Annotated in this window: 13 protein-coding genes; 12 read left to right on the top strand and 1 reads right to left on the bottom strand. The window is 33.9% G+C overall.

Annotation, left to right across the window (positions count from 1 at the left end; all coding sequences use genetic code 11):
* The first annotated feature begins 56 nt into the window (after positions 1 to 56).
* From bsdcttw_RS18710 to bsdcttw_RS18695, 5 genes are all read left to right on the top strand, one after another.
* On the top strand, positions 57 to 587 hold the full coding sequence (locus bsdcttw_RS18710) for a phosphotransferase-like protein (protein WP_185256334.1): 531 nt from the start codon (positions 57 to 59) through the stop codon (positions 585 to 587).
* A 715-nt stretch (positions 588 to 1,302) separates the two neighbouring features.
* A complete protein-coding gene (locus tag bsdcttw_RS18705) occupies positions 1,303 to 1,587 on the top strand; it encodes a transposase (RefSeq protein WP_185256333.1) in 285 nt (94 codons plus the stop codon).
* Positions 1,584 to 2,045, top strand: coding sequence for an IS3 family transposase (locus bsdcttw_RS18700; protein WP_225903704.1), 462 nt, complete (start codon positions 1,584 to 1,586; stop codon positions 2,043 to 2,045). The genes bsdcttw_RS18705 and bsdcttw_RS18700 overlap by 4 nt, the downstream gene beginning before the upstream one ends.
* A 23-nt stretch (positions 2,046 to 2,068) precedes the next feature.
* Complete coding sequence (locus bsdcttw_RS25415) at positions 2,069 to 2,200, top strand: hypothetical protein (protein ID WP_334297348.1); 132 nt, start codon at positions 2,069 to 2,071, stop codon at positions 2,198 to 2,200.
* A 10-nt stretch (positions 2,201 to 2,210) separates the two neighbouring features.
* Complete coding sequence (locus tag bsdcttw_RS18695; protein WP_185256332.1) at positions 2,211 to 2,699, top strand: AAA family ATPase; 489 nt, start codon at positions 2,211 to 2,213, stop codon at positions 2,697 to 2,699.
* 301 nt (positions 2,700 to 3,000) lie between these two features.
* On the opposite strand, the gene bsdcttw_RS25555 is transcribed toward bsdcttw_RS18695, so the two are convergent.
* The gene (locus tag bsdcttw_RS25555; RefSeq protein ID WP_408626506.1) at positions 3,001 to 3,081 is read right to left on the bottom strand and encodes a hypothetical protein; all 81 of its coding nucleotides are present in this window, start codon (positions 3,079 to 3,081) and stop codon (positions 3,001 to 3,003) included.
* Positions 3,082 to 3,817: 736 nt separating this feature from the next.
* On the opposite strand from bsdcttw_RS25555, the gene bsdcttw_RS18685 reads away from it, so the two are divergent.
* The 7 genes from bsdcttw_RS18685 to bsdcttw_RS18650 all read left to right on the top strand — a co-directional run bounded on the left by bsdcttw_RS18685 (position 3,818) and on the right by bsdcttw_RS18650 (position 11,115).
* Positions 3,818 to 4,612 carry a M28 family peptidase gene (locus tag bsdcttw_RS18685; protein WP_185256330.1) on the top strand — a complete coding sequence of 265 codons (795 nt, stop codon included), beginning with the start codon at positions 3,818 to 3,820 and terminating at the stop codon, positions 4,610 to 4,612.
* Between the two features lie 720 nt (positions 4,613 to 5,332).
* A complete protein-coding gene (locus bsdcttw_RS18675) occupies positions 5,333 to 5,791 on the top strand; it encodes a hypothetical protein (protein ID WP_185256328.1) in 459 nt (152 codons plus the stop codon).
* 191 nt (positions 5,792 to 5,982) lie between these two features.
* Positions 5,983 to 7,413: a helix-turn-helix domain-containing protein gene (locus bsdcttw_RS18670; protein ID WP_185256327.1), complete on the top strand. Its 1,431-nt coding sequence runs from the start codon at positions 5,983 to 5,985 to the stop codon at positions 7,411 to 7,413.
* A 182-nt stretch (positions 7,414 to 7,595) separates the two neighbouring features.
* Positions 7,596 to 8,456, top strand: a complete 861-nt coding sequence (locus tag bsdcttw_RS18665) for a sugar phosphate isomerase/epimerase family protein (protein ID WP_185256326.1) — start codon at positions 7,596 to 7,598, stop codon at positions 8,454 to 8,456.
* Between the two features lie 288 nt (positions 8,457 to 8,744).
* Positions 8,745 to 9,302, top strand: a complete 558-nt coding sequence (locus tag bsdcttw_RS18660) for a helix-turn-helix domain-containing protein (protein WP_185256325.1) — start codon at positions 8,745 to 8,747, stop codon at positions 9,300 to 9,302.
* A 38-nt stretch (positions 9,303 to 9,340) separates the two neighbouring features.
* Complete coding sequence (locus bsdcttw_RS18655) at positions 9,341 to 9,838, top strand: phosphotransferase-like protein (protein WP_207726430.1); 498 nt, start codon at positions 9,341 to 9,343, stop codon at positions 9,836 to 9,838.
* A gap of 149 nt (positions 9,839 to 9,987) precedes the next feature.
* Positions 9,988 to 11,115 carry a hypothetical protein gene (locus bsdcttw_RS18650; protein ID WP_185256323.1) on the top strand — a complete coding sequence of 376 codons (1,128 nt, stop codon included), beginning with the start codon at positions 9,988 to 9,990 and terminating at the stop codon, positions 11,113 to 11,115.
* Positions 11,116 to 11,180 lie beyond the last annotated feature (65 nt).

The raw sequence follows: 11,180 nt of genomic DNA, 5'->3' as shown, positions 1-11,180 counted from the left end.
CTATGATGAATGTGCTAACGAGATTATTAAAATACTTTCATGAGGAGGATTGAAAAGTGAAAAGAGGGAAAGTTATTTTTCTAAATGGAGTATCGAGTTCTGGTAAAACAACATTGGCTTGGAAAATACAAGATTTAGCCAAGGAACCCTATTATCAAATTTCACAAGATATGTTTTGTGAAATTTGGCCAGGACAATTCTGGACTATTATGCCTGAAAAAATTTTTAATCATACAATGTCTTTAATGTATAGTACAGTTCGTATGTTTGTGGACAAGGGTGAGAACGTTGTCCTAGACCATGTATTGCTTTGCGACGAAAAATTAAAATCTGATAATGGTGAAGCTACTTTGCAAGAATTCAAGGAAATTATGAATGATGTAAAAGTATTATATGTTAAAGTAGAATGCCCTATTGAGGAATTACAAAGAAGAGAAAAACTACGTGGAAATCGTGAAGTTGGATTAGCGGAAAGCCAGATTGAATTATTAAATCCACAACATGATTATGATATTGTAATAAATACATATAACGATAATACAGAAGTCAGTGCAAAAAGAATTCTTGAGCTAATTGGACATGAATAACTATGAAGATTTATTTCATAAGATTATATAAGTAATCAATGGTAATCGAAATAATTCCATTGATGCTTTGAGTACCCAATTGAGTATGTAAAAAACGGATGTGCTGGAAAGTCCCTTTCTATCGATATTTTATTGAGGGGATAGAATTCGAATCCCGTCTCGCACTTAATTGAAAAGTATCGCTAATCCTTATAAATTAAGGGTTAGCGGATGCAATGACTACTCTTGAACAATATCCCTGTGTCTCTGCAATACTTCACTAGCCAGTAATTATAACTTCTGCTCGTCATTCTTTCAACGTTACTTTGCGTGAAAAGATACCCACAAACTTCAGAAAGCTTTTTAACCACTCCTAAAACATTCTGAGCCTTATCAGTCAGCGGAATGGTACGATAACCGGATGAGATATCATATTTCACATATACCACTATCTTATAGCAAAGACTTTGTTTCATGTTTCATAAAACAATATGACAGGCGAATTTAACGAGGATTTTTTTTGATTTCCATAAATTTGACCGTAGATCCTGCGGCAAAAAGAGTTATCTTAAATAATGTTCTGCTATTTTATTAATTCTATTATGTCCAAGGAACCGGCTAGCAATCAGCATGGCTCTTCTGGTGCTAGAATCTAAATAGTACAAGTCAAAATGAGAAAATCCTATATAGAAAAATATGATACAATAAGGGTATCGTACTTAAGGAGGATTTCATTATGCCGAAACATTTTGACAAACAGTTTAAGCTGGATGCAGTTCAGTATTACCATGATTACAAGGATTTAGGTATGGTTGGCTGTGCAACAAATCTTGGTATCAGTCAGCAGACTCTTTCCAGATGGCGGAAAGAACTACGTGAGACCGGTGACATTGAAAGCCGTGGATCCGGTAATTATACTTCTGATGAGGAGAAAGAAATCGCCCGTCTGAAGCGTGAACTACGTGATACTCAGGATGCTCTTGATGTACTAAAAAAAGCCATCAGCATTCTGGGAAAATGACAGAAGCCATTTACCTTGAGGTTTCTGAAAAGACAGACGCTGCCATGAAAGCTAATCGTCAGGTATCTGTCTCCGGAATGCTGAAAATTCTTGGCGTTTCACGATCTGGATATCGTGCATGGCAAAACCGTAAAACTTCTAGTACACAGCAACGTAGAGATGCTGTCAAAGCCAAAATCATGGTCATTTATGATGAGTCCAAACAAAACTATGGCGCTCCGAAAATTACAAAGAAGCTGCAACAGGAAGGCGAAATCATATCCGAACGTACAGTTGGCAAATACATGAGTCAGCTTGGAATCAAGGCTCAATGGGCAAAACCGTGGACAATTACTACCAAAGATTCCGATTTTAGCAATGAACTTCAAAATATACTAAATGAGCAATTCAACCCTGAACGCCCAAATGCTGTATGGTGCAGTGATATTACATATATCTGGACGACAGTAGAAAAATAATCGCATGGACTTTATCTGAATCCATGGGAGTAACATGTGTTATTGAAACAATTAACAAGGCTAAAGCCAGACGCAACACCGAACAACCGCTGATTCTGCATAGTGATCGCGGCAATCAGTATTATGATTTAATAATTTACATTTTTTCTTTGTAGGAGGATATATATGAGTAAGGTAATTCTTGTTTGTGGAAAAATATGTAGTGGGAAAACATATTATTGCAATAAATTAAAAGAAAAAAGTAACGCAGTATCATTATCCTGTGATGAAATTTTATCAGATTTATTTCATCACAATGAAGGTGACAAACATGATGAAATAGTAAAAGACATAAAAGAGTATCTTCATAAGAAATCAGTTGAAATCATTGAAACAGGTTGTGATGTGATTCTTGATTGGGGTTTCTGGAGTAATAGTGAAAGAAAAGCCGTTACAGAGTTCTACAAATCAAAAACTATCATTAGCGAATGGCATTATATAGATATAAATAGTGACGATTGGTTAAATAATATTAATGAGAGAAATCAAAAAGTTATATCTGGTATGTGTTCAGATTATTATGTAGATGAAGGGCTTATAGATAAACTAATGACACAATTTGATGAGCCAACTAAAGATGAGATTTTTTGTTGGTATCATTTTAAACGTGATTAAATGATAAATGCCAAATTGTTAGATAAATTTGGTTTAAAATAGAAATTCCAAAAAAATATGTGCACTATTATGTGCACATAAATCAGAAGCAGATGAACCCCCTTTCTTTTCAGTATTTGTGGGATGGGATTATGGTTCGAATCCCGTCTCGCGCTTAATTGAAAAGTATCGCTAATCCTTATAAATTAAGGGTTAGCGATATTTTGTTGCTTAAAAATCATGTGTGAAGGATGTGTGCAAGGTCATTTTATGTTGAATCTTATTATAATACCTTGTTCATGTAGGACCGGTTCTGCTCTACCTAGTGGTAATTGTAGATATAGCCTTTGGTTGTTTCAATGTCCTCATGCCCCATATACACTCTGATTTTAGCTAAAGGCATACCGGCTGCAAACAACCGGCTAGCAAATGTTCAGCGGATGTAATGACTACTCTTAGACAATATCCCTGTGTCTCTGCAATACTTCGCTAGCCAGTAATTATAACTTCTGCTCGTCATTCTTTCAACGTTACTTTGCGTGAAAAGATACCCACAAACTTCAGAAAGCTTTTTAACCACTCCTAAAATATTCTGAGCCTTATCAGTCAGCGGATTGGTACGATAACCGGATATCATATTTCACATATTCCACTATCTTATAGCAAGGACTTTGTTTCATGTTTCATAAAACAATATGACAGGCGAATTTAACGAGGAGTTTTTTTGATTTCCATAAATTTGACCGTAGATCCTGCAGCCAAAAGAGTTATCTTAAATAATGTTCTGCTATTTTATTAATTCTGTTATGTCCAAGGAACCGGCTAGCAATCAGCATGGCTCTTTTATCATAACAGATACCTTTCAAGTCACACCAGCAAAGATAGCGTTCATTCTTTTAATATGTGATATTAAAAAATGACATGAAAACCGTTTACTCGAAGGTATAATGAGTAACCGCTATCATGTCTTTCTATAGGTGTACACTTCTTTATTTGTGTAGATGTTACACATTACCATCTAAGATTGACTTCGTTTGCTATGAAAAGTATAATTAAGTAAATTATTCTTGTTGTAATAATAATTCTCAGTAGATGTCAAAAGAGGCTAAAATAATAAAAGGGAGATTCGATTTATAATTATGATGAATTATGTTGAAAGCATTGCAAAAAGTAATAAAGAAGAAAGATTTAAGAATATTCTAGAAATATTAGAAGAAAATCAACTGCCATATGAAATTTATCATAATAAGTATAAAAATCATTGGGTAAATAATATTATCATTCCAATAAATCGAAAAAATAGTGATAAAAGGTTTGTATTTTCGGCACATTATGATAATTTCGATGGAAGTACAGCTTCAAATGATAACGCTTCTGGCGTTGCTATATTAATAAAATTAGCTGAATTTATGCAGAGAATGGAGTTAAATAACTGTTATGATATAATATTTTTTGACAGGGAAGAATATGAAGATAGGGGAAGTGAACAGTATATTGAACACATAGGAAAAGATAATATCGTGGGTGTAATTAATATAGATACATGTGGATTCGGCGATACAATTATCCTAGGCCCAGAAAAGAACCTATCTAACAAAGCTTTTAATTTTATCACTAAGAAAACATTAGAACAACATCCTATTCAGTTAATCAAAAAAACACCAGGTTCTGATGATAGAAGTTTTGAAATTTTAAATATACCTAATTTATCAGTAGGAATTGTTCCAGCAGAAGATATCTCTTCAATATTAGCAATAATAAATTGTGAAATTGAAGGTAGTGACCCTTTATCTATAGTTGGATTGCAGCCACCAACATTTGTAGAAACCACTCATAATGGAATTAAAGATAACATAAAATATGTATCTGATTTTTCTATGCAAATAACATATAAATTCTTGAAGCATTTAATAGAATTACAAAATAAAAAATGATATCCTAACTAATCTCTTTCATTAATGCGTTTACTTCATAATGTAAATCAAAATTGACAAATAAAAAGCAGGCATCCCATGTGAGCAAGAATGTGTGCAGATAAATAACAGAAGCCGCAAACCTCCTATTTATCAGTGCTTTTGTGTGCGGGGATTTGTTCGAATCCCGTCTCGCGCTTAACTTAATTCGTCAGAAGTCTTTTATTTATCAGGCTTCTGGCGATTTTTCATTTCTAGAGTTTTGAGTACCCATGAGTACGTCGCTTCCATTCATCTCTAAAAGAGCGTTTACAATCTGTTTTGATGTCTTCTGTTTCCCTTCGTTATTCATTTTGTAGGTTCGAGTAGTAGCAGTATCATTATGTCCAAGATACCAGCGAATGTCTTCGATTGGGATTTTCATTCTGCCCATTTCAGATGATACCGTTCTATGAATATCATAGACGGATTTCAGTTCAATTCCTGCACGTATGCACTGAGCACGGATGCAGTTATCGACCTCACGAATCTTAGTTCTACTTTATATCCTAGAATATAAAATCCCCGTTCGAATAGCCTGCTTCCTCATTAATACGCCTAACAGATTGTGATGCATAGCTGTATTTGGAATATGTTGGCAGACGATGAAAAGAATGATATAATGGATAAAATTACATAGTTTATTGAGCATCAGACTATTGAACATAACTGAAAAAACATCACTTATGGAGATAAATTATAATGAAAGAGATATTAAAATACATAGGTATTATATTATTGTGTCTAATAATACCAGCAGCGTTGTCGTTTGTTCCAATTGGCAATAATGTTATTCTTAAAAAGCATACAAACGAACTGGAGAACTTCAAATTGAATGCCACATATGAAATATTAGCAAAAGATGATGAGTGTGGAAAATTGGTTGGTAACGGAAACGGTATGCAGTATTTCTCAGCATTGCTAATTCATTCAGAAAAGAATTTAAACTGGGAAAATAGTGATTGGGAAGGTGTATATCTAATTAAAGTAAATGATGCTTCCTTTGATGATTTTATTAACGGATATGATTTTGGTGATTATTGCAAAAATATAAAAAAGAAAATTAAGAAACTTGATAGTTCAGTGAATTGCTATGTACTATATTCGTTCTATAATGCCCCTTCAGATTCAATCTGGAATGATGATTTGAGGGCACATTAGATATAAATAAGGTGTGCATTAATAAGAATTTGTATGGAATCGAGAGATTTGTTTTTATTAATAGATGCGAACTGAATATTACTTATATTAGGTAATGCTGTTTATTTTAACTACCAGACAACATTAAGCATTTAAAGACATGACTATCTCTTCGTGATTATTGTAACATTGAAGTAAGGAGGTAGTTAACTGTGGACTGGATAACAAGCCTATCGAAAGCAATACATTATATTGAAAATAACCTAACCAATGAAATAAGTATAGATGATGTAGCAAAGAAAGCGTTTTCTTCAAATTCAAATTTTCAACGTATTTTTCATTTGGTGACGGGTTTGACGATTGGTGATTATATTCGCAACAGACGTTTAAGCTTGGCTGGGCAAGAATTACTGCATGGAAAAAGCAAAATTATTGATGTTGCTATGCGCTATCAATACGATACACAAGAGAGTTTTTCAAAGGCTTTCATAAGGTTTCACGGCATATCCCCTTCAAGTGTGCGAAAGCAAGGAGGTAGATTAAAACTCTTTCAACCACTGACTATCAATGTAACTATTCAAGGAGGATTTGACATGTCACGTAAACTGATTGACAACATACCTATTCATCAATTACAGTACCCTGATCAAGGGCAGAATTATGTTTTTAATGGCTGCATGAAATTTTTAATGGAGTGCTTGGGTGAGAACGAACAGTATGATTATTGGTTCTTCTCCGCTGTTTCGGGCGATTGCTACGTGCAGGTGTACGGCACAGATAAGAAAAAATGGCAAGTTTGTTTCTCACACGCAAAGTTTGATTACGAGTTAATAAAACGGGTCTTTGATGCAATCGGCTATAATTTTTCCTATATTGATGCCGAAGAGTGGAAAAAAGACAAGGAAAAATGCAAAACCAAAATTATTGAGTATATCGATAAAGGTATCCCTGTCCTCGGCAAAGGCTTCTACCATACACCGTCTTCAGGCGGCGAACCGTGGCCGACAGAAGAAGTATCTGTAATTATCGGTTACGAAAATGAGGGTGAGTGTTTTTATCGCTTGCCGGAAGAAGCCACAAACCTTATGTCCTTTACGTTGGACGACGGCTTGCCTTATGTATTTGTATTTATCGAGGGTAAGAAAGAAACGTTTCCGGCGATTGCGGAATCATATAAAAAAGCGTTGATGGACGCACCCCGATTGATAAGGACACTGCCTAACCAAAGCAACAATGTGTTTTTCGGCAATGACGCTTTTGAACAGTGGGCGAATATGCTGGAAAGTAATTTTTACCACATGTCAAAGAAAGACTATGAAGCTTTAAACAGTATTGCAAGTTGGCGGTATTATTGTGTCTACATCTGCATCATAGCCACAAACATTTTTTCCAAAGGACATACAACCGACCGCGCTATACAAATGAATCCGGAATTAGCTAGTATAGCACCGCTGCTTGATAAGGAATACCGGGCGTTGGACGATTTAGAAAACCAGTTAAAAGAAGTAGGTGGCGATTTTAACATAAGCTACGAAGTTTTACAGGATGCTGCGAAATGCAAAGAAATTGCTTGTATTATGAGGCAGTTTTCTAAAGTGTATTTAAGAATATGCGACATTATTGAGAATTATAAAGGTAAATAAACTGTTGATTGTATTTATGAATTGTCTCACACCGCAGTATAAGTATTAAGCGATGTAAATGTGTCAAACGTAATATTTCAAAACAATGAATTAATAACACCATTACTAATTCCAATTTGTCAATGTGGTTATTAATCTATAATTCATATATCTTAAAGTTAACTTACTGGGAAGGTATATTTATGGGAAATATCAAGATTGGAACATGTGTTAGAGGAAATGAGATTTTATCAGTATTACCTGAAGTGATTAATGCTGGTTTTGAAACAATTGAATTATACTTTAATGTATCTCTTGAGGGTACTGATTTTACCGAATTATCAAAGAGGACAAATGATATTATTGGAGATTCTAATTTAACAGTCTCTAGTATTGGTTTATATTGTAACCCATTACAATACGAGGTACAAAGAAAAGAACTTGAGTATTGTATTGAAAATGCACATTTATTTAAAACAAAGATTGTAGGTACCTTTGCAGGCGCACTTGAAGGCAAATCGGTAGATGAATCAATGCCAAGATTTAAAGAAGTATTTGGCGATTTGGCAAAAAGAGCAGAAGCAAGTGGCGTTAAAATTGGAATAGAGAATTGTCCAATGTACGGATTTTGGTATCAGAACACATGTAACATAGGTTTTTGTCCAAAAGCATGGGAAATGATGTTTGACGTAGTAGATAGTACTTACTTAGGTCTAGAATGGGAACCTTCTCATCAATTAGAACAGTTTATTGACCCTATTGAACAATTGAAAACATGGATTCCTAAAATAGTACATGTTCATGGTAAGGATGCAAATATCGACTGGCAGTATATAAAAAAATATGGTTCTTGGTTTGGCTCTGACTATAGTGTTCACCGGTTTCCAGGATTGGGGGATAGTAATTGGGAAGAAATCATATCAATATTAAATCAAGGTGGTTATTGTGATGATATAGCAATCGAGGGCTTTCATGACCCTATTTATTGTGGTGATAGAGAAATGGAAGGTCAGGTATTAGCATTAAACTATCTTAAAGATTGTCGTAGAAGAGCGAATAAATAAATGTGTAAATAGCAAATAGGTTACTGCTCCTGCAATTATTCGTTCACCATTTCTTTCAAAGATAAAATCACTTTCTGGATTAAGATCTCTAGCCTTTCTTATGAATTTTTTGTTATGTCAATTAGAGAGAAAAAGCGGTATTTCGAATATATCTTTTGTTTTGTTCCTAAAGATAGTTTTATTTTATAATAGCAAATGTAGGTTGCGGAACTGCAACTATAAATTGGTTGTAACAATTCTCATTTACATTATACTTTACATAAAATAACAAAGAAAAGAGGTTGAAATATGAGCTTTGCAGATAATCTACAATTAATAAGAAAAGAGAAACAACTTTCACAAGAGGAGCTAGCCGAAAAGATTGGAGTAAGTCGCCAAGCAATATCAAAATGGGAACAGGGTAGCGGTTATCCAGAAACAGAGAAATTACTTATCCTATCGAAAGAACTGAATATCTCACTGGACTATTTAATGTTGGGAGAAACGGGAAATGATATGAGTGATAAATTAATATCTCCAAATATAATTGTACCTACGGGAAAAATAACAATAAAGTCATTTGATGGGAAATCAGTTGTAAATTGTTATAAAGTTCTTGCATCAAAGGTAATGTTTAAGGCAAGAGCAGATGAACCAAAATATTGGCTAATTGGTGTAAATAATGGAGCGTTTTGGGGAGAAAGCTCAATAGCATTAGGATGGTATGCCAACGAAGAAAAAATAAAAAATGAAATGGATGATATTGCAGAGGCAATAAAAAAGGGAATACCCTCATATGAACTAAAATATGCATTAAAGGTAAAAAATAAGCTTTTAAGGGTCAAACTTGAGGAAGAGAGTGAGTAAGAATATGACAAATCAGTATAAGTATGGAGAATAAGGATATGAATAAAAGAATTATATTGCTTAATGGTCCCTCAAGCAGTGGAAAATCAACTTTGTCAAGTAACTTGCAAGCACTTATCAAAGATAAAAATAGCGAAGAATATGCTATAATTTCTATTGATGATTTTCTAAAAATGTCCACAAAAGAGGTAATATATGAGGAAGATGTATTTGATATATCTTCGAAGCTCTGCGATAAGTCAATAGAATTGCTGCGGTTAAATCAAGGCATTATTATTGATCATGTAATTACAAGTGAACGTATATATAAACATTTAATAGAGAGTCTAAAATTATACGATATTTATTTGGTACATGTAACGTGCCCATTGTTAGAATTAAAGAGAAGAGAAGAAGAACGAAGAAATAGATGTTTGGGTTCTGCCGAAGCATCTTATGAATATTTGTTTCCAAAAGAAGGTTATGATTTAACAGTCGATACTTTTGCATCATCAGCAAAAGAATGTTCATTACAGATTTTAGAGGATATGATGTAGACTAAAACTAATATGCAGAGATGAATTGATTCACATTTTTGGAAATTGAAATAAATATTTAAAATAAGCAGAACATAATTAACTCTGCTTCAAATGAATTAAAACTTTAACTTGTGACAGAGCCTAATTCTATGTTGGAGGATAAGTGAATGAGAAAACATAAGCAAAAATTATTTGTTTGTATTTTAATCATACTTCTGACCTTACAAAGTATAAATAGCCACCCAGCCATTGCCTTTAGCGCTGAGGAGAACACCTCAAGTTCCAATACACTTGTATCCCCAAATTATAAAGAAAAAGAAATACCATTTAAACATAAAGGGGACTTATGCGAAAATGGTCCTTGGGAGCTGAACAAAAATAGCAGTGGTATGATTTATGCCTATGAATGGGATACCTATTACAAAGTCTCTGCTTCTGACTCTTATTGGGTTGGTTTGTATAAAATGATGTGGTCGGATGATGGGAAATTATCTTATCAGGCAATTAGACTGAACAGTAAGTTTTCCAAACGTATTTCTAGTGGGGATAATATCTGGGCTACCAAGCAGGACAAAAACAGCAATCTATTTGTTGCTTATATGGGAACCTACGATGGAAAGTCTGATGTCCCTATGCTTACGGTACTTAATAAAAAGGGGACGGTTTTGAAGGATTTTGTTTTAGACGATGTGTTAAAATATTACATTTCAGATAGTAGTATTAGTATCCGAGATATTCATATAACCGGGTCTACTGTAGCTTTACTCGTGAGCGAAAATTACGGCTCACAAACTTCGGTTCAGTTATACAACTGGAAGACAAAAAAGAGGCTCAGTACACAGAAATTAAGTAAAATGAGTTATATATCATTTATTGGGAACTATTTATACAGTGTAAAATCTTCCGATTCTGCAAATACAAGTAGTAATACAACAGACTCAGATTCCAAGAAATATCAACTGATAAAATACTCCTTGGACGGTAAAAAGATACTTTGGAGTCAGAACTTGCCTAAAGGAGAGCTGAACATTGATTCTGCTTATAATAAATTCAGTTACGATACTGTTGGGGATACAATTTATGTTTGTAACAGAGAAGGCATATATAGTGTCGATACCTCAAAGGAGAACAGTACCTTTTCACTTTTGATGTCAGCTAATCAAAGTCAGTACCTTTCGAAATACTATACGATTGTTGATTTCCGGGTAATTAGTAAGGATTGTTTTTATTTACTTTCAATTGCAGGTGAAGATGAAGAATGGCCTACTAATTTGGCTGTATATACGCGGAACTAAATAAGAGTTATGACAAAAATAAAAATTTTCGCTAGTCCTTATAGATCATGGATTAGCGACTTTTT

Origin of the sequence: Anaerocolumna chitinilytica (assembly GCF_014218355.1) — a bacterium.
Taxonomy (GTDB): domain Bacteria; phylum Bacillota; class Clostridia; order Lachnospirales; family Lachnospiraceae; genus Anaerocolumna; species Anaerocolumna chitinilytica.
Note: the sequence above shows the minus strand (reverse complement) of the source record. Positions and strands in the feature narration are given on the sequence as shown.

Coding starts and splice junctions, on each gene's coding strand:
- bsdcttw_RS18700 (WP_225903704.1), top strand. CDS start 1,584: ATGACAGAAGCCATTTACCTTGAGGTTTCTGAAAAGACAGACGCTGCC.
- bsdcttw_RS18655 (WP_207726430.1), top strand. CDS start 9,341: ATGAATAAAAGAATTATATTGCTTAATGGTCCCTCAAGCAGTGGAAAA.
- bsdcttw_RS18650 (WP_185256323.1), top strand. CDS start 9,988: ATGAGAAAACATAAGCAAAAATTATTTGTTTGTATTTTAATCATACTT.
- bsdcttw_RS18660 (WP_185256325.1), top strand. CDS start 8,745: ATGAGCTTTGCAGATAATCTACAATTAATAAGAAAAGAGAAACAACTT.
- bsdcttw_RS18685 (WP_185256330.1), top strand. CDS start 3,818: ATGATGAATTATGTTGAAAGCATTGCAAAAAGTAATAAAGAAGAAAGA.
- bsdcttw_RS25415 (WP_334297348.1), top strand. CDS start 2,069: ATGGGAGTAACATGTGTTATTGAAACAATTAACAAGGCTAAAGCCAGA.
- bsdcttw_RS18695 (WP_185256332.1), top strand. CDS start 2,211: ATGAGTAAGGTAATTCTTGTTTGTGGAAAAATATGTAGTGGGAAAACA.
- bsdcttw_RS18675 (WP_185256328.1), top strand. CDS start 5,333: ATGAAAGAGATATTAAAATACATAGGTATTATATTATTGTGTCTAATA.
- bsdcttw_RS18705 (WP_185256333.1), top strand. CDS start 1,303: ATGCCGAAACATTTTGACAAACAGTTTAAGCTGGATGCAGTTCAGTAT.
- bsdcttw_RS25555 (WP_408626506.1), bottom strand. CDS start 3,081: ATGCCTTTAGCTAAAATCAGAGTGTATATGGGGCATGAGGACATTGAA.
- bsdcttw_RS18665 (WP_185256326.1), top strand. CDS start 7,596: ATGGGAAATATCAAGATTGGAACATGTGTTAGAGGAAATGAGATTTTA.